General features: G+C 72.3%; 18 protein-coding genes, 1 tRNA gene and 1 pseudogene. 7 read left to right on the top strand and 13 right to left on the bottom strand.

Features of this window, described 5'->3' with window-relative positions; all coding sequences use genetic code 11:
- Window position 1 precedes the first annotated feature (1 nt).
- From OC439_RS25460 to OC439_RS25450, 3 genes are all read right to left on the bottom strand, one after another.
- On the bottom strand, window positions 2–730 hold the full coding sequence (locus OC439_RS25460) for an ATP-binding protein (RefSeq protein WP_262015645.1): 729 nt from the start codon (window positions 728–730) through the stop codon (window positions 2–4).
- Window positions 730–1,530, bottom strand: coding sequence for a hypothetical protein (locus OC439_RS25455; RefSeq protein ID WP_262015644.1), 801 nt, complete (start codon window positions 1,528–1,530; stop codon window positions 730–732). The genes OC439_RS25460 and OC439_RS25455 overlap by 1 nt, the downstream gene beginning before the upstream one ends.
- Before the next feature lie 79 nt (window positions 1,531–1,609).
- A complete protein-coding gene (locus OC439_RS25450; protein WP_262015643.1) occupies window positions 1,610–1,822 on the bottom strand; it encodes a helix-turn-helix domain-containing protein in 213 nt (70 codons plus the stop codon).
- 125 nt (window positions 1,823–1,947) lie between these two features.
- Between OC439_RS25450 and OC439_RS25445 the strand changes: the two genes are divergently transcribed.
- A complete protein-coding gene (locus OC439_RS25445; protein ID WP_262015642.1) occupies window positions 1,948–2,712 on the top strand; it encodes a helix-turn-helix domain-containing protein in 765 nt (254 codons plus the stop codon).
- A pseudogene (locus OC439_RS30400) lies at window positions 2,709–3,779 on the top strand (tyrosine-type recombinase/integrase); the annotation flags it as partial. The gene OC439_RS25445 and the pseudogene OC439_RS30400, both read left to right, overlap by 4 nt.
- Window positions 3,780–3,976: 197 nt before the next feature.
- On the opposite strand, the gene OC439_RS25430 reads toward OC439_RS30400, so the two are convergent.
- A tRNA-Lys gene (locus OC439_RS25430) sits at window positions 3,977–4,051 on the bottom strand.
- Between the two features lie 132 nt (window positions 4,052–4,183).
- Here OC439_RS25430 and OC439_RS25425 point away from each other — a divergent pair.
- Window positions 4,184–5,362 (top strand): sensor histidine kinase, encoded by a 1,179-nt coding sequence (locus tag OC439_RS25425; RefSeq protein WP_262015639.1) that lies wholly within the window; start codon window positions 4,184–4,186, stop codon window positions 5,360–5,362.
- Window positions 5,359–6,021, top strand: a complete 663-nt coding sequence (locus tag OC439_RS25420) for a response regulator (protein ID WP_135242818.1) — start codon at window positions 5,359–5,361, stop codon at window positions 6,019–6,021. The genes OC439_RS25425 and OC439_RS25420 overlap by 4 nt, the downstream gene beginning before the upstream one ends.
- Window positions 6,022–6,115: 94 nt before the next feature.
- Here the strand turns inward: OC439_RS25420 and OC439_RS25415 are convergent, their stop codons facing one another.
- The gene (locus OC439_RS25415; RefSeq protein ID WP_262015638.1) at window positions 6,116–6,484 is read right to left on the bottom strand and encodes a DUF6223 family protein; all 369 of its coding nucleotides are present in this window, start codon (window positions 6,482–6,484) and stop codon (window positions 6,116–6,118) included.
- A 183-nt stretch (window positions 6,485–6,667) separates the two neighbouring features.
- On the opposite strand from OC439_RS25415, the gene OC439_RS25410 reads away from it, so the two are divergent.
- Window positions 6,668–6,967, top strand: a complete 300-nt coding sequence (locus OC439_RS25410) for a hypothetical protein (protein WP_262015637.1) — start codon at window positions 6,668–6,670, stop codon at window positions 6,965–6,967.
- A gap of 37 nt (window positions 6,968–7,004) precedes the next feature.
- On the top strand, window positions 7,005–8,087 hold the full coding sequence (locus OC439_RS25405; RefSeq protein WP_262015636.1) for an NAD-dependent epimerase/dehydratase family protein: 1,083 nt from the start codon (window positions 7,005–7,007) through the stop codon (window positions 8,085–8,087).
- A gap of 438 nt (window positions 8,088–8,525) precedes the next feature.
- Here the strand turns inward: OC439_RS25405 and OC439_RS25400 are convergent, their stop codons facing one another.
- The 5 genes from OC439_RS25400 to OC439_RS25380 form a co-directional block, all read right to left on the bottom strand.
- Window positions 8,526–9,674: a hypothetical protein gene (locus OC439_RS25400; RefSeq protein ID WP_262015680.1), complete on the bottom strand. Its 1,149-nt coding sequence runs from the start codon at window positions 9,672–9,674 to the stop codon at window positions 8,526–8,528.
- 142 nt (window positions 9,675–9,816) lie between these two features.
- On the bottom strand, window positions 9,817–10,566 hold the full coding sequence (locus OC439_RS25395) for a ZIP family metal transporter (protein ID WP_194802106.1): 750 nt from the start codon (window positions 10,564–10,566) through the stop codon (window positions 9,817–9,819).
- 39 nt (window positions 10,567–10,605) lie between these two features.
- A complete protein-coding gene (gene eis, locus OC439_RS25390; RefSeq protein ID WP_262015635.1) occupies window positions 10,606–11,805 on the bottom strand; it encodes an enhanced intracellular survival protein Eis in 1,200 nt (399 codons plus the stop codon).
- A gap of 52 nt (window positions 11,806–11,857) precedes the next feature.
- The gene (locus tag OC439_RS25385; RefSeq protein WP_262015634.1) at window positions 11,858–12,577 is read right to left on the bottom strand and encodes a PP2C family protein-serine/threonine phosphatase; all 720 of its coding nucleotides are present in this window, start codon (window positions 12,575–12,577) and stop codon (window positions 11,858–11,860) included.
- Between the two features lie 93 nt (window positions 12,578–12,670).
- On the bottom strand, window positions 12,671–13,234 hold the full coding sequence (locus tag OC439_RS25380; protein ID WP_262015633.1) for a helix-turn-helix domain-containing protein: 564 nt from the start codon (window positions 13,232–13,234) through the stop codon (window positions 12,671–12,673).
- A 58-nt stretch (window positions 13,235–13,292) separates the two neighbouring features.
- Here OC439_RS25380 and OC439_RS25375 point away from each other — a divergent pair, with 58 nt between their 5' ends.
- A complete protein-coding gene (locus OC439_RS25375) occupies window positions 13,293–14,504 on the top strand; it encodes a benzoate/H(+) symporter BenE family transporter (protein WP_262015632.1) in 1,212 nt (403 codons plus the stop codon).
- Window positions 14,505–14,605: 101 nt separating this feature from the next.
- On the opposite strand, the gene OC439_RS25370 is transcribed toward OC439_RS25375, so the two are convergent.
- From OC439_RS25370 to OC439_RS25360, 3 genes are read right to left on the bottom strand one after another with little or no spacing between them, the layout of a single operon-like run.
- On the bottom strand, window positions 14,606–16,510 hold the full coding sequence (locus tag OC439_RS25370) for an EAL domain-containing protein (protein WP_262015631.1): 1,905 nt from the start codon (window positions 16,508–16,510) through the stop codon (window positions 14,606–14,608).
- Window positions 16,497–17,120 carry an RNA polymerase sigma factor gene (locus OC439_RS25365; protein WP_262015630.1) on the bottom strand — a complete coding sequence of 208 codons (624 nt, stop codon included), beginning with the start codon at window positions 17,118–17,120 and terminating at the stop codon, window positions 16,497–16,499. Before OC439_RS25365 ends, OC439_RS25370 begins: the two co-directional genes overlap by 14 nt.
- Window positions 17,117–17,410 (bottom strand): hypothetical protein, encoded by a 294-nt coding sequence (locus OC439_RS25360; RefSeq protein WP_262015629.1) that lies wholly within the window; start codon window positions 17,408–17,410, stop codon window positions 17,117–17,119. The genes OC439_RS25365 and OC439_RS25360 overlap by 4 nt, the downstream gene beginning before the upstream one ends.
- Between the last annotated feature and the right edge of the window lie 62 nt (window positions 17,411–17,472).

Here is a 17,472-nt window from a genome sequence, read left to right as displayed (position 1 = left end):
GTCAGGCCACCGGGGCGACACGTCGGCGGTCCGGGCCGTCGAGGACGACCCGGGTGCAGCTCTGGGCCAGGCGGGAGGCGATCCGGTCGCCGAGCACGTCTCGGAGCTGGTCGGGCGGCAGGTTGCTGGTGAAGATGCTGGGCCGCATGTCGAGGTACCGGCCGTCGATGAGCCGGTACGTGATCTCTTCGACCCACTCGGATCCCTTGGCGATGCCGAGGTCGTCGACGAGCAGGATGCTGGCCTGCCGGTATCGGGCTAGGTCGGCTTCCATGTCGGCGCCGGGGCGGGGTCGGAGGCTGGCGAAGAGGTCGGCGTAGGTGGTGGCGATCCAGTCGCGGCCGGCCATTTCGGGGGCGAGGGCGCGGAGGGCGCCGTACGCCTGGTGGGTCTTGCCGGTGCCGACGGGGCCGACCAGCAGCAGTGAGGGCGCGTCCTCGGGGTCGGCGGCGGCCCGGTCGATCCAGGCGAGGACGTCGGGGTGGTCGGCTTGGGCGTCGCGGAAGCGGCGGGGGAAGCGGCGTGCGCAGTCCTGGCGCACGCGCTCGGCCCGCATTTCCGCTCGGGCGTGCGGGTCGGCGGCCTTCCGCTCCCCGGCGCAGGGGCCGCAGTAGGCGGCTGGGTTGCCGGGGTGGTCGGGGCACTCGCCGGGCTTGGCCTCGGGCAAGGGCGCGACCGGTGTGGGTCGGCTGCGGGGCAGCAGGACACCGAGGCGGGCGGGCTCTGGCATCAGAGGCTCCCTTGGTAGTACGCGGCCCGGTCGGGGTCGCGGTAGGTCTGGTGGCCGTTGGGCCGGGGGGTGCCGTTGCTGCGGCTACTGCCGCCGCGCTCGGTCTTCCACTTCTGCTGGTTGCCGAGCCACTTGCGCCAGGCGGCGACCCAGTCGCGCTTGATGGCCTTGGCGCCGTTCTCCGCTCGCCAGTGGTCGAGGAACAGCGCGGTCTCGATCGCGATGTCCACGTCGGGGGCGTGCTCTCTCCACCACGTACGCATGGCGGGGGTGACCGCGAAGTCCTCGGGTACGCGGGTGCCGCGCTGGCTTGGTGCCTTCGGAGGGTCCTTCGGAGGGTCTAAGAGAGAGGGTCGCGTTCCACTTTCCGAACCGGTCCGGTTCGGATTTCCGAACTGGTCGGGCGGAAAACCGTACTGGTCTGCGCCAGAATCCGTACCGGTTCGGTTATCCGTACCGGTTCCACTTTCCGCACCGGTTCCGATATCCGTACTGGTCCGGGGCGGCAGCGCCAGCCGGTACACCGTGATCTGCTTGTGCCCCGGCCGATGGCCGGCAGGCTCCAGCCAGCCAGCGGCCGTCAGCTCGGCGTGAACCTTCGCCACCGTCTCCCGGGAGCGGATACCCGTCTGAGGCATCAGCCGCTGGTAGACGACCCATGCGCGGTCCCGCTCGGGGAAGTTGCGGGCGTGGTTGCCGTAGCAGAGTGCCGTGATCTTCTGGGTGCTCGGCAGCGCGGAGTCCCAGACGGCGTCGATGTAGACCTGATCGGGTGTGAGCGGCGGCCGACGGCTGGCCACCTGCTCGCGGTTCCGTTCAGCGACAAGGCGGCGCAGTCGGTCCGCTCCGGTTTCGGGGCCTGGACCGGTTGGCGTCATCTCAGGCGACCGCCTGGACCTGGTCATTGATGCCGAGGGCCCGCAGGAGGTCCGCCCGGGTGACGCGGTAGCTGTTGCCGATCTTCAGCACCCGGCAGGGGAAGTCACCGCGCTTGGCGAGGTCGTACGCCTTGGTGCGGCCCATACCGAAGGCTCGGGCGGCCACGACCAGATCGAAGGCCACGGGCAGGGCTTCAAGCTCGGGCTGAGTCATCGGGGACGGCATATCAACCACCTAACTCGTCAGATCAACATGCTCGGTAAGCGGACTGATGCCCACTGAGCGACACAGTACGGCGAGGGGTGGCATTAATCAAGGCGACGGGATAGCTTGTCGATGTGACGAATGAACCGGTCGCCGCATGGCCCCTCAGCGAGGTAGCGGCCCAGCAGATCAACCGCCTTCGCCGCTCTGCCGGCCTCACCCGCGAGCAGCTCGCGGCCGCGTGTCAGGCGGTCGGCGGGCCTGAATCCCTGAGCGCCTCAGCCATCGCCAACATCGAGACCGGCAGGCCGGACAAGACGGGTCGCCGCCGGCGAGACCTCACCGTCGAGGAGCTGGTCATCTTCGCCCGCGCGCTCGGCGTGCCGCCCCTGCTGCTGCTCTTCCCGTTCGATCGCTTCCGCGAGGTGGAGGTGCTCCCCGGATCGGTGGTGCCGACCTGGGACGCTGCCCAGTGGTTCGCCGGGCGCGGCCCGTTCCCGTCGAGCATGGACCGGATCGGCGAGTGGCAGGCGCACCAGGACGTCTTCGAGCGGGGTGCGGTGCCGTTCGAGCTCTGGCAGGACCATGCCCGCATCCGCCAGGACTGGAGCACGAAGACCGGGCAGGCGGACCTCGCCCGCCGCCAGGCCGCCAACGCCGACAGCGAGGCGCAGCGGGACTCCCTGCTCAGGGACGCCCGAGGGGCTGAGCTGGACGCCGACCGGCTCGCCAACGCTCTCTGGGAGCTGCGCCGGAGGATGCGCCAGCATGGCGTCCTCACGCCCGAGCTGCCCGAGTCCCTGGCGCACGTCGACACCGACCGGTCACCACTTGAGCAGGCGATCGCTCAGGCGTACGTCGACCCGGCCCGGCCCTGGCGGGCGGAGGAGGAGCGATGAAGGGCAGCGTCTTCAAGCGGTGCCCGTGCGGCGTGACCGGCGTCAACGGCAAGCGTGCGTGCGGCAAGGACCACGGCACCTGGTACTACGTCGCCGAGCTGGGCAAGGACGGCCACGGCAAGCGGCTCCAGCAGAAGAAGGGCGGCTTCGAGCGCCGGGACGACGCCCAGGACGCGCTCACCGCGCTGCTGGCCCGGGTGAAGGTCGGCCAGTACCACCACGACGAGCGGCGCAAGCTCGGCGCGTACCTGGCCGAGTGGATCGACCAGAAGGTGGCCGCCGGGCTGCGGCCGACGACCGAGCGGGCGTACCGGCACCACATCCGGGACTACCTGACCCCGCACCTGGGGCACCTGCGGCTGCGTGACCTGCGGCCCGGCCACGTCAAGGCGATGCTCAGCGCGGTCGCCGCCGGCGGCCCGGACCGGCCGGGGCCGAGCGCGGCCACGCTGCGGCGGATCAAGGCCACGCTCCAGTCGGCGCTCTCGATGGCCGTCGACGACCAGCTCATCACCTACAACCCGGCCAAGCACGTCAAGCTCACGACGGGCGACCGGCCCAAGGTCACCCCGTGGGAGCCGACCGAACTAGGACGGTTCCTGGACTACGTGGCCAGCGACCGGCTCGGTCCGCTGCTGGAGTTCATGGCCCTCACCGGGCTGCGCCGCGGCGAGGCCCTGGGGCTGCGATGGTCGGACGTGGACCTCAACGGCGGCGTGCTGCACGTGCGCCAGCAGCTCGTGACCGTCGGGCACCAGCTCCAGTTCGGCAAGCCGAAGACGGCGGCCGGCGAGGACCGGCGCGTGACGCTCGGCCCGCAGTTGGTGGGCACGCTGCTGGCGCACCGGCTCGCGCAGGATCAGGAGCGGGCGCGCTGGGGCGAGGCGTACGAGGATCACGGCCTGGTCTTCGCCCGGGAGAACGGCACCCCGGTGCACCCGTCGAGCGTGACGAAGCGCTTCCGTGAGCTCTGCCTGGCGGCCGGCGTGCGGGTGGTGCGGCTGCACGACCTTCGGCACGGCGCCGCGTCCCTGATGATCGCCCAGGGCGTGAACCTGTCGGTGGTGTCCAAGCGGCTCGGGCACTCGTCCATCTCGATCACGAACGACACGTACACGCACCTGCTCGCCGATGCCGACCTCGGGGCGGCAGCGGCGACCGAACAGGCGGTGCCTCGATCCGCTCCCCGTGACCAGTCGGTGACCAGTGGGGCGAATCCGCAGGGCACCGTACCGGCTGAGAGCAGCGTTTCCGCTGGTCAGAGTGGTGGGCCGCCCGAGACTCGAACTCGGAACCTATGGATTAAAAGTCCACAGCTCTGCCATTGAGCTAGCGGCCCGCACGGCACAGGTTACCCGAAGCCGATCAGCCCGGCGTGCGTCGCGCATCGACCCTCCGACCACGCCCCCGACACCCCCACCGCGCCGCTTCGGGGCCCTCCGCTGCGTCCGCGGACCGCTACGCTTCGACAATGTCGAGCCGGCGCCGACACGGCCTCAAAGCGGAAGCCGCAGTGGTGCCTGCCGTCGCCCTGGTAGCCCTGCTCGGCCTGGTGGTGCAGTCGGAGGGCATCGACACCACAGCCGAGTTCGTGGCGCTGCCCGTCGTCCTGGCCTCCTCCGGTGCGCTCTACCTGCGCCGGCGATACCCGGTGACTGTGGGCGTCGTGGCGCTCGCCGCTGTCGCCGCGTACGGGGCTCTGCTGCACCGCCCCGGGCCGATCATGCTGGTGTTCGTCCTGGCGCTGTACACGGTCGTCGACGAGGGGTACCTCGCGGTCGCGGTGGGGCTCGGCCTGGCCTCTGTCGTATCGTTCGCCGTCGCCGACAGCTACACCCGGACCGGGGTCAGCGGGAACGGCGCGACGCTGCTGCACGCCGGCTGGCTCGTCGCGGTCATCGTCGGCGTGACCCGTAACCGGCGGGCCTATCTCGCCGAGGTGCAGGCCCGGGTGCTCGCCGCAGAGCAGCGCAAGGAGGAGGAGGCCCGCCACCGGGCCACCGAGGAGCGGCTACGGATCGCCCGCGAGCTGCACGACCTGCTCGGCCACCACCTGTCGCTGATCAGCGTGCAGGCGAGCGCCGCGTTGCACCGGCCCGATCCGGAGCGGTCCGCGGAGGCGCTCACGGTGATCAAGCAGACGAGCCGGGAGACGCTGCGCGAGCTGCGGGCGGCGCTCGGCGTGCTCCGGCAGGAGGGTACGACGCCGAGCCGGCCCGCACCCGGCCTGGACCGCCTCGACGAGCTGGTCACGGGGGCCGGGCGGCGCGGGTTGACGGTGCGTACCGAGGTGACGGAGACCGGGCCGCTCCCGCCGGAGGTGGACCTGTCCGCGTACCGGATCGTCCAGGAGGCGCTCACCAACGTGAGTCGTCACGCGGGCGCGACCTCGGCGGTGGTCCGGGTCGTGCCGGACGGCGACGAGGTGCTGGTGGAGGTGGCGGACGACGGCGCCGGCCCCACGGGCCCGCCCGACACAACGCCCGGGAACGGGATCCTCGGCATGGGCGAGCGGGCCCGGGCGCTGGGCGGCTCGCTCACCACCGGGCCCGGCCCGGACGGCGGTTTCCTGGTGCGGGCCCGCCTTCCGCTGCGGCCCGCGCCGCTGCCGGTCCCGGCGCCACGCGCGGAACTGGGGGAGAAGACATGATCCGGTTGCTGCTCGCCGACGACCAGACTTTGGTACGCGCGGGCTTCCGCTCCATCCTCGACGGCGAGGACGGCATCGAGGTGGTCGGTGAGGCCGCAGACGGCGCCACGGCGGTACGGCTGACGCGGGAACTACGGCCGGACGTCGTCCTCATGGACATCCGGATGCCGCTGCTGGACGGGCTGGCCGCCACCCGGGAGATCGTCGCCGGCACCGCCGCCCGGGTGATCATCCTGACCACCTTCGACCTGGACGACTACGTCTACGGCGCGTTGCGGGCCGGCGCGAGTGGCTTCCTGGTCAAGGACACCGAGCCGGCGGAGCTGATCCACGGCGTACGGGTGGTGGCGCGGGGCGACGCGTTGATCGCCCCGGCCGTCACGCGCCGGCTGATCGCCGAGTTCGCCGCCCGCACCCGGCATCCGGACCCGGGCCCCCGGCTGAACGCGCTCACCGAGCGGGAACGGGAGGTGCTCGCCCTGGTCGCCGCCGGCCTGTCGAACGACGAGATCGCGGCCCGGCTCGTGCTGAGCCCGGCCACCGCGAAGACGCACGTCAGCCGGATCATGACCAAGACGCGGGTACGGGACCGGGCCCAGCTCGTGGTGCTCGCGTACGAGTCGGGGCTGACCGTGCCCGGCTGGCTCACCGCCTCCTGAACGAGCCGCCGGGCCGACGCGAGCCGCCGGGCCGACGCGGCTGACGCGAGCGACCGGGCCGACGCGAGCCGCCGGGACGGAACGAGTGACCGGGTCAGGCGGTGCGCCGGGAACGGGCCAGCGCCACCCCGCCCAGCACCGCCCCGATCAGCCCGAACGCCACCCCGGCGACCGCGCCGGCCCGGCCCTGGCCGCTGCCGAGACCCTCGGTGGTCAGCGCCAGATGCCACGCGCTGAGGACCAGGCCGATCACTCCCGCCGCGGCAGCCACCAGGGCCTGGACGCGCCCCTCGCCCGGCCCGCGACCGGACCGGCTCAGGGCCAGTCCGCCGACGACCACGCTGGCCAGGGCCACCACGGCGAAGACTGTGGCGCCGACCCGGCCAGAGCCGCCGATGCCCCCGGCGGCGAGCGAGGTGTGCGCGGCCGGGGCGACTGCGCCGGCGAGCAGGTGCATGGACATTCTGGGACTCCCTCGGGTCGCGGCAAGTGGTGACGGCGGCAGCGTATGGACGGGCATCGCCGCCGGTCGTCGCCCCGGAGTCGTCGATCGGGCTACCACCCCTGGAGTACGCGCTGCGCCCGCGTACCCCAGGGGTTGTCGTTGCCGGGCGTGAACGGCGGCGGCCGGGGAACCTGGGCGACCATGCGAGTCACGAGCACCGCCGCCGTGGCGGCGTCCCGCGAGGTGCCGGGCGACGACGGCGTACGCCGGCCGGGCGGTGAGGTGCACGCCTGGCTGCCGGGCCGGAACCAGACGCTGTGCGGGCTGCCGCTGAGCCGGACCCGGCTGCGCCGCTTCCCGCACGTGCCGTTCGACTACTCCGGCACCGACGTGCTCACCGAGGCCGACCCGGAGGGCTGGCTCTGCCCGCGCTGCCTGGCCGCCACCTCGGGTCGCCGCGACCGGGAGAAGGGCTGGGTGCGCACGAACCCCCGTCCGTGAGCGGTTGCTGCCCGGTTCAGCGGGTACCGCACCCGTCATGCGCATCGTGATCGTGGGGGCGACCGGCAACGTGGGGACGGCAGTGTTGCGCCGGCTGCGGCGGGAGGCGGGCACCGAGTTGGTCGGCGTGGCCCGGCGGCTGCCCGGACCGGACGCCGGTGAACCGTACGACGACGTGGAGTGGCACTCCTGCGACATCGGTGCACCGGGTGCCGCCGACCAGCTCGTGCGGATCTTCGCCGGGGCGCGGGCAGTAGTGCACCTGGCCTGGCAGATCCAGCCCAGCCACGACCGCCGCACGCTCCACCGGACCAACGTCGGCGGCAGCCGCGCGGTGATCGAGGCCGCCGTCCGGGTCGGCGTTCCGGCCCTCGTGTACGCCTCATCTGTCGGCACCTACGCGCCCGGCCCGAAGAACCAGCCGGTCAGCGAGAACTGGCCGGCGACCGGGGTGGAGACGTCGTCGTACAGCCGGGACAAGGCGGAGGTGGAGGCACTACTCGACGGCGTGCAGCGGGAGCACCCGAACCTGCGCGTGGTACGGCTGCGGCCAGGGCTGATCTTCCAGCGGGAGGCCGGTACGGAGATCAGCCGCTACTTCCTCGGCCCACTGGTGCCGGTGCGGCTGCTGCGGTACGGCCGGATTCCGCTGGTGCCGTCGAACCGGCGACTCCGGATGCAGGCGGTGCACGCCGACGACGTGGCGGACGCGTACGCCCGGGCGGTTGTCGGGGATGCGAGCGGCGCCTTCAACGTGGCGGCCGACCCGGTGCTGACGCCGGAGCTGGTGGCACGGCACTTCCACGGCTGGACGCTGCCGGTGGCGGTGCCGGTGCTGCGGGCCGCGGCGGCGCTTACCTGGCGGGCGCGGCTGCAACCCGTCGACACGGGGTGGGTCGACCTGGCGCTGAACGTGCCGCTGATGTCGAGCCACCGCGCCGAGACCGAACTCGGGTGGAGCCCGAGCGTCGACACGGTGACCGCCCTGAAGGAGCTGTTCGCCGGGATGGCCGCGCGGGCCGGTACCGATTCGCCGCCGCTGTCCCCGGACCCGGCGCTCCCCGGCCGGCCCGCCGCCCTCACCAGGGGTCACCTCCCCGGCCACCCCAATCCCTACTGACCCCACCCTTCGCCTGCCCGACCCGGCTCCAGCCTCGGGCCACCCCGCCCTCGCCCTATCTCGCCGCCACCCCGCCTCGCCCTATCCCGCCCTCGCCCTGTTGATCAAGGAGTTTGTGTCGCGCGCAGAGATCAACCAGGACACAAACCCCTTGATCACCGAGCCAAGGGGGGTAGGCGCGAGAGCGCGAGGGCGGAGCGGCCACTCTCCAGGCGGGGATTGCTCGGTGATCATGAAGTTGGCGGGGCGACACGCCCCGATGACGGAGCCGTCAACTTCATGATCGACAGGGTGGGGTGGGAGCGGCGTGCGCAGGCCGGGTGCTCAGGCGGCGATCATGAGGTTGACGGCGCGACACGCCGACGGGGAGGCCGCCAACTTCATGATCGACGGGGCGGGACGGGACAGCGCAAGGCGGGGCGGGGAGAGGTCAGACGGTTAGGAGATCTGGGCGCCCAGGAAGAAGATGCCGGGGTGGCCCTTTGTCTCGAAGCCTCGGCTGGGGTTTCGCCGCAGGGTGCTGCTGTCGATCTTCAGGGTGCCGGTGCGGTTGTTGCTGACGAAGAAGATCGCACCACCGCCCTCGTTCGCGCTGTTGTCCTCGATCACCGTGCCGGCGATCCGTACTGCGAACTCGTTGCCGTCGCAGTAGATCGCGCCGCCGCTGCCGCCACCCGGCGTGCCGCCCCGGGCCGGGTTCGCGCCCGTACCGACCGCGCGGTTGTCCCGGAAGACGCTGTTCAGCACCGTCCAGGAGACGCCGATGCTGCTCAGCGCCCCGCCGTTCGCGCACACCCCGCCGGTGAAGGTGCTGCTCACCACGTACACCGGTTTGTTCTCGAACTGGCTCAGCACGCGCAGCGCGGCGCCGCCCAGGTCGGGGCCGGTACGGTCGCAGCGGTTGCCGACGAACCGTGAGTTGATCACGGCGAACCGCCCACCGCGTACGAAGATCGCGCCGCCCCCACCGCCCTCGGTGCGATCACCCGTGGCGTCCGCGTCGGCGAACGTCAGGTTCTGCACGGTGAGCCGCGGGTGGTCCTGGTTCTGGCAGTGCGAGGTGGTCCAGCCCTGCGCCTCGTCGCACGTGTTCATGTAGAGGATCCGGCGTTTGCCGCCGCCGCTCAGCGTGACGGTGCCGCCGCCGTCCAGCACGACGCGCGGGCCGTGCGAGTTCACCACCTTCGCGGTGGCCTTCATCGTGATGGTGACCGGCGCGGGCCCGCAGTCGAACGTGATGACGCCGCCGGCCGCGACGGCCTTCACCACCGCCTCAGAGGTGCAGCTCGCCGGGGTGCCGCTGCCGACGGTACGGGTCGGGCGCGAGGTGTCCACCGGACGCGCCTCGGCCGGTACGGCGGCCCGGCCAGCCGGGTTGCCGGCGCGGAACGTGACGGTGGCCGCGCTGGGGCTCGGCCGGGCGCTGCCGAGACCGGCCCGCCCGCTCGACGAGGCCGCCGGGGCGGCTGCCGGACTGGCCGACGAGCCGGCGCCGGCGGCGGGCGCGACAGCCGGATCGTCGTCGCCGCAGGCGGGGAGCGTCGCCGTCGCCAGGGTGAGGACGAGCAGAGTGACAGCCGACTTCACGCGCACCGCCCGATGCTAGGAGGACCGCCCGCCCCGGCACGACTCCACAGCCGATCCTTACCCCGCCGCTAAGCCGGCGGCCGGCGACCGGGCGGAGGCAGCGCGGAAGCAACGCGGCGGCACCGGCGACCGAGCACGCCGGTCAGGCGTGCGAGAGCGCGAACGCGACCAGGAAACCGAGCACTGTGATCAGCCCGACCAGCAGGTGCGCGTCGGCGAACGCCTCCGGGACCATGGTGTCGGTGATCATCGCGAGGATCGCGCCCGCGGCGAGCGCGGTGATCGTCGCCAGCACCTCGGGCGGCGCGCCGCCCAGCAGCGTGTACCCGGCCAGCGCCGCCGCGCCGGAGATCAGCGCGATGGCCGTCCACAGCCCGAACACGTAGCGCCGGGTACGCCCGGCCTGCCGCATGCCCGCCGCGCTGGACAGCCCCTCCGGCACGTTGCTGAGGAACACCGCGATGACGGTGACCAGGCTGACCGGGCCGCCGGCGAGCAGGCTCGCGCCGATCACCACCGATTCGGGTACGCCGTCGAGCAGCGCGCCGACAGCGATGGCCGTACCCGAGCCGGGCTGCTCCTGCTCGGAGGGCTGCTCGTCGCCGGAACGCTTGCGGTGCCGCGCGCCGTGCCGGGCCAGCAGCACGTTCGCCCCGGTGTACGCGAGCGCGCCGATCGCCGCGCCGATCACCACCGGCCGCAGGCCGCCCTGCTCGTGCGCCTCGTCGATCAGCTCGAACGAGACGGCGGAGAGCAGCACGCCCGCCCCGAACGCCATCACCGAGGCGGTCATCCGGCGCGGTACGCGCGCGAAGAACCCGACGGCCGCCCCGATCAGCAGGGCCGACCCGGCGAGCAGGCCCCAGAATCCCGCTTCCAGCCACTCCGGCACGCGCTGGACCCTACCCCCGGACGCGTGCCGCCAACCGGGTCAGAAGTCGGCGAACAGGTGCGGAAGTTCGCGGGGGAAGAGGCGGCGCAGCTCACCGGCCGCGTCCACGGGCACCTCGCCCAGTCCGCGTACCACCACCTCGGCCGGGTCGAGCACCCCGTACGCCAGGGCGGACAGCCCGGCGGCGGTGAGCCGCGCGGTCGGCACGCTGCCCTCGGCGGCGGTCTGCGCCGGCAGCACCGTGAGCTTGCCCGTGCTGCCGTCGAGCAGGTGGCGACCGGCGAGCCACCGGTCGCCTACCACCTCGACCAGTACCCGGCCGACCCCGACCGGCTGCTCGGCGAGCGCGTCCAGGCTGAGCAGCCGGGCCATCGGCGCGGTCGGGTCGGGCCGGGCCACCCGCGCCTCCACCTGCACGTCGAGGTCGGTGAGCCACAGCTCGGGCAGTTCGTCGGGGGTCACCTGGACGCTGATCCGGGCCACCTGGTCGACGTGCCGGGCGAAGAACTGGAGCACCGACGCGCGGGCGTACGCGTCGTCGACCAGCAGGTCGTCGGCGAACAGCGTGCCGGCGTGGTCGTCGATGCGGTAGGTCACCGCGCCGACCGTCTCGCCGCCGCGCACCACGCTGACCAGCCAGCGGTCGTCGCGGTCGCGCAGCCCGACCGCCCGGAAGTCCGGGAAGACCGCGAAGCCGTGGCGTTCGCGCAGGCACCGCTCGGTGTACGCGCGCCACCGCGGATACCCCGCGCCGATCCGCTCCCAGACCAGCTCGTCGGGCAGCTCGGCGCGCAGCAGCGGCGCCAGGTCCGCCGGGTTGAAGATCGCGGTACGCCGCCGGGGCAGCCCGATGTAGCCGAAGCGCTCGTAGAACGAGGCGCGGAACGGGTGCAGCGCGGTGAGCTGGTGGCCCTCCTCGCGCACGCCGTCGAGGAGCTGCTGCATGAGCGTGCGGACGTGGCCGCGCCGGCGGGCCAGCGGATGAGTGGCCACGCCGGCGACACCGGCCATCGGCAGCACCGCGCCGCGCAGGTTCTGCCGCATCGGTATCGCCGACACGGCCGCCGCGGTGACCCCGTCCTCCTCGGCCACCAGCGTCGTGTTCCCGGCGTTGTACGGCAGGTACGCGCGGAACTGGTCGGTCCGGGTGGCGCCCATCGGCGAGGCCTCGAACGCGTACGCCTGGAGCGGGAAGCTGGTGGTCAGTCGTTCATCGGCGGCCAGCCGGCGAATGTGCATCCGTTCATCCCAACCGCACCCGCCGTGGTCCGCAACCGGAAAGGGCGCCCGCTCACGCCTGGGTGACGTCCGAGATGACCACAGTCACGTTGTCCGGCGCGCCGGCCTGGTGGGCCAGTTTCACCAGTTGCTCGCCGCACTGCTGGCGGTCCCCGTAGGTGGCGAGTGCCGCCGCGATGGCGGCGTCCTCCACGTAGTCGGAGAGGCCGTCGCTGCACAGCAGCAGCCGGTCGCCGGGGAAGACGGTGAGCGCGCCGACGGCGGGCGGCGCGTCGGAGCCCTGCACCGCGCGGGTGACGAGCGAGCGCTGCGGGTGGTGCCGGGCCTGGTCGCGGGAGAGCGCGCCCTGGTCGACGAGCGCCTGCACGAACGTGTCGTCGCGGGTGAGCTGGGTCAGCTCGTGGTCGCGCAGCAGGTAGCAGCGGGAGTCGCCGACCTGGGCCAGGACCAGGGTGTCGCCGGCGAGCAGGGCGGCGGTGAGCGTCGTACCCATGCCGTCGCGGGCCGGGTCCACCGTGATGGCCGCGCGGATGCGCTGGTTCGCGGTGCTGACGACGGCGCGCAGCGCGTCGGCCGCCTCGTCGGCGCCGGTGGGCGGCGTCAGCTCGTCCAGGATCCGGATGACGATCTCGCTGGCCACCTCGCCGGCGGGGAGCCCGCCCATGCCGTCGGCCACCGCCACGAGGCGGTCACCGGCGAGGGCGGAGTCCTCGTTGTTGGTCCGGACGAGGCCGACGTCGTTGAGGATGGCCGAGCGGAGGATGAGCGTCATGACGACAAGCTTGCCAAGAAGAACGGGTCCGCGTCTGCACGCGCTGGCGGGTCTGCTGAAAGAAATGTCATCAGCTTGCATCCTGGGTATGCGTCAACTGTCCGGTGTGGACGGACGAGGATAGCGCAGCAGGAGGCTCGCGTGGACCTCCTCCTCGCCCACCGCCGCGTAGGTGTGCGGCACGTCGGAGGACCACCGCAGGTAGCCCCCGGGACCGGCGGTCAGCGGGGCGTCGGCCGGGCCGGCGCGGAGCACGCCGGAGAAGACCGTCACGTGTTCGGTCACGCCGTCGGAGTGGGCGGGGGAGAGCTGCGCCGGTCCCGGCGCGACCCGCATCCGGTACAGCTCGTATGTCGCCTCCCGGTCGTCGAACACCTCCAGCAGCGTGGCGCCGACCGCGGCCCCGCGTACGGTCGGCGCCTGGTCGGGCGCGGAGAGCACGGCGGTCAGCGGTACGCCGAGCTGCGCGGTGATCGCGTACAGGGTCTCCAGCCGGGGGTTGCGCACACCGTTCTCCAGGCCGGAGAGCGTGGCCTTGCCGACGCCCGCGAGGCGGGCCAGCTCGGACAGGGAGATGCCCCGCTCGGTGCGGAGCGAGCGGATGCGCCGGCCCACCTCCAGGGCGCCCCGGTCGTCGGCTGGTGCGGCGGCTGTCATGGGGGCTATCGTGCTACACCGTGCCGTTCCGTAAACGGAACGGTCGGAGGAGGAGAGCATGGGTGGTCGGCTCCAACCCGTCCTGGCCGGCGTGGTGACCGCCCTGGTCGGCTTCGCCAGCTCGTTCACAGTCGTCCTGGCCGGGCTGCGCGCGGTCGGCGCCGAACCGGACCAGGCCGCCTCCGGCCTGCTCGCGCTCTGCGTCGCCAGCGGCGCCTGCGCGGTCTGGCTCGGCCTGCGGCACCGGTTGCCGCTCGCCATCGCCTGGTCCACGCCGGGCGCGGCGCTGCTCGTCGCCACCGGACCGGTCCCCGGCGGCTGGCCCGCAGCGGTCGGCGCCTTCCTGGTCGCCGGATTGCTGATCATCGCGGCCGGGCTGATCCCCGCGCTCGGCCGCGCGGTCGCCGCGATCCCGGCCCCGATCGCCTCCGCCATGCTCGCCGGGGTGCTGCTGCCGCTGTGTACGGCGCCGGTACGCGCCCTGGTCGAGGTGCCCCGGCTCGCCGGGCCGGTGGTGCTGGTCTGGCTGCTGCTGCACCGGTTCGCCCGCCGCTGGGCGGTACCCGGCGCGCTCGCCGTGGCGGTGGTCGCGATCGCGCTCACCACCACCGGGCCGGCCCGGCTGGACGCCGCACCCGTCGTCGCGCTGACCGCACCGGCCTGGACGCTGCCCGCCGTCGTCGGGCTCGCGCTGCCGCTGTTCCTGGTCACCATGGCCGCCCAGAACGTGCCCGGCACCGCAGTGCTCGCCGGGTACGGCTACCGGGCCCCGCTGGGCTCCGCGCTGCGGGTGACCGGGCTCGCCACCGTGCTCGGCGCCCCGGCAGGCGGCCACGCGGTCAACCTGGCCGCGATCACCGCCGCGCTGGCCGCCGGCCCGGACGCCCACCCGGACCCGGAGCGGCGCTGGATCGCCTCGGTCACCGCCGGGATCGGCCTGGCCCTGCTCGGTCTGGGCGCGGGCGTGGCGACCGCCCTGGTGCTGCTCTCCCCGCCGGTGCTCGTCGAGGCCGTCGCCGGGCTCGCCCTGCTCGGCGCGCTCGCCGGAGCGGTCACGGCGGCGGTCGCCCAGCCGGACGCGCGGGAGGCGGCGGTGGTGACGTTCGTGGTCACCGCCTCCGGGGTGAGCCTGCTCGGGGTGGGCGGCGCGTTCTGGGGACTGGTCGCGGGCTGGCTGATGCTGCTGCTGTTCCGCCGCCGGGCCGCACCCCCGCCGGTCGAGCCGGCCGAGCCGGAACCCGCCCCGTCGGTTCCCGCCCGCTCAGGGTGACAACTGTTAGCGTGACGTACGCAGGAGGCCCGCGAGGGTTCCCGCAACCGCCTCAGGGCCCGCTCTCACGCGGGCCCTTTGTGCCTCACCCACCCGGTTGCTCAGCCCATCGCTGTCTGCTGAGGCGGAAACCGCAGTTCGAGTTCGACCGTCTGAACATTCTCCTGACTCACTGTTATCGGTGCTGGCCGCCCGATGTGGTAGCCCTGAGCGAAGTCGACCTCGGCCGCGTGCAGAAGGTCCATCGTCTCCTTGTCCTGGACGTACTCGGCGGCGACACGGATGCCGAGCGTGTGACACAGTTCGACAAGCGCCGACACCACAGCCTGGTCTGCCGGGGATCGGCAGAGGTCGACGATGAACGCTCCGTCGATTTTGACGAGGTCCACCGGCAGGTACTTCAGTTGAGCGAGAGCGCCGTAGCCGGTGCCGAAGTCGTCGAGCGCGAGGTGGCACCCGATTTCCCTGATTCCCGTGGCGAAGGTCAGGGCCTCGTTCCGATTCTCGATCAGCGCGGTTTCGGTGATTTCGAATGTCAGGCACTCCGGCTTGACGCTGTGCCGATTGATCGCCTCGGTCACGAAGGTGAGTAGACCCGGGTCGGCGAGCGATTTTCCGGAGACGTTCACTTGATAGTGGGAGGTCTGGGCTCCGCGGCCGATCAGTTCCAGAGCATGATCGATGACCCATTTGTCGACGGACAGGATCTCACCCACACGCTCGGCCATGTCGAGGAAGGCCCACGGCGCGACCGGTTCGCCGGTGTCACTCCGTATCCGCAGCAGAATCTCGTGACGGGCGATCTGGTTGAGTGCGAGATCGGTGATGGGCTGGGCGTACAGGGCGAAACGGTTCGTCGAGACAGCGCCGAGAATCCGCGAACGGCAGCGCTCCGTCCGCTCCCTCTCGGCGGCCGGATGCTCCAGGACCTTGACGTCGGTCGCGCTCCGGCGTGCGTCGCGGGCCGCGTGCTCGCCGTCGATGAGAAGGTCGAAGCCGGTGTCCGGGATGTCGCTGCCGAAATGGACCACACCGGCTGAGATGTTGAGCCGCAGTGGCTTCTGGCGGACGCTGAAGAGATGATTCCGGAACTTGTCGACGATCCGCGCAGCCAGGCTCTCAGCCGCCCCCGCTTGTTCCTGTCGGGCAAGTAGCAAGCCCCACGAGCCGGAGCCCACCAGGCCGCTGGTCACGTCATGCCCGACGACTGTGCGCAGGGTCCGGGCGATGTCAGCCGTCAGTTGGTCCCGGTCCTCGTCGGTGAGCGCGTCAGGCATGCGGGTGGCGGGCTCGGTCGTGACGACGATCAGGGCGCCGCCGGTCGTGCGACGCGCCCTGTCGACCTCGTCGATGACATAGCCCCGGGTCTGTAGTCCGGTGAGCACGTCCCGTACGGCCAGATCGGCGCCGAGCATCTGACGGCGGATGGCGAGCCGACGCTGCTCCTGGCGAGCGAGCTCGAGCGCGGTGACGTCCTCGCCCGTGGCGATGACGCCGACCGGCCGGCCCGCCTCGGTCAGGATCTCGAGGTGGCAGGACACGTGGCGGATGCTGCCTCCGGGTTGGACCACCCGGAAGCCGATCTCGTCGGGACGGCTCTGCTCCCACGCCGTCCTCACCACGTCGAGGACACGCTCGACATCAGCGGGATGGACGAGTTCGAAGAGCGTCCGCGGGGTGAGGCGGAGCGTTCCGGGCGCGTGGCCGACGATCATCGCCATCTCGTCGGACCAGGAGAGCCGCTCGGAATGCTCCGTCTGGCCGGCGCCGAGCAGCCAGGTGACCGTGCCCCGCTTCGCGAGCTGGGCGGCGCGCGCCACCCGGGTGGCCTCGTCGGCGTCCCACGTCAGCGGGTCGACGAGGTCGGCATCCACGATGATCTTGTAGCCCTCTGTCAGGGAGAGGTCGTACTGACTCTGCACCGTCCGTGCGACACGTCGGGCGCGGGCGAGTTCGAGAGGGCTGGGCCTGGTCTCGGCCAAGGTCAGGATGTCATCGAGGTCCACGGCCCGCCCCCTGACGCCGGTCGCGCTCCGAACGGGTGAAGCCTGCTTCCTCGGCCAGTTCGCCCAGCCTCTTCTTGGCGGCGGTCTTGTAGGAGCGGACACTGTTCTCGGTCAGCCCGAGAATGCTTGCGATCTCCTGGTTGGAGAAGCCCTCCCGCGACATCTGGAACACTTCGGCGTGCCGTGCCGGTAGCTGGTGCAGCCAGCCTCGCAGCGTCTCCTGCGCCTCCCACACGTCCGCGATGTCCGAGTGGGACGACGGTGGCAGGTCTTCCGGTGCCACCGCGGCTTCCCGCTGGCGCCGATCGTGGTCCTTCAGCATCTTGAAACGGGCCGTGCTGATGATCCAGCCGGCCGGTTTGACGTGCTCGCGAAGCTTGGGCCACTCGACTCGGCCGTGCAGATACGCTTCCTGAAGGGCGTCGTCCACCGCTTGACGGTCTCGACACGTCGCCCTGAGGATCCGTTCGACCCGGTAGTAGGAGCCCTCGGCGAATTCGGCGAACTCCCGGTCGTGGAGCGCTTTCAGGCGGGCTGCCTCCGCCTCGCGCAGAGCGTCGCTGTCGGCGGGGCCCGGTGTCAGAGCGGCCGTGCCCTTGATGTCGGTCACGCCGCCTCCTCGACGGCCTCGGGCTTCGACGCGCTGCGTCCGCCCAGCTCGACCTCTCGATGCCCGTCGCGGTCGCGTTCCACGATCCGCACGACGTCATGGTCGGCCTCCGCGAGCCGAATCAGCCATGTCACCCGGGCTGTGGTGCGTGTCGTCGCCTCGCGTTCCTCGTTTATCCGGGCCCGGTATGCCACATAGGCTCGCACCAGGCCGGCGACCACTCCGGCGACTGCTGCAGCCACGGCCACCACCTGGTATCCGGTGAGCGGTTCCGCCAGCGCTTCGTTCATCGTTCCCCCTCGACCCCCTTGGTTCGCCAAATAACTATCCGTGGCGGAGGGTCGATGTAGAT

The sequence above is a fragment of the Micromonospora sp. Mcm103 genome (genome assembly GCF_024519755.1).
Lineage (GTDB): Bacteria > Actinomycetota > Actinomycetes > Mycobacteriales > Micromonosporaceae > Micromonospora > Micromonospora aurantiaca.
This window is presented reverse-complemented; position numbering and strand designations above follow the sequence as displayed.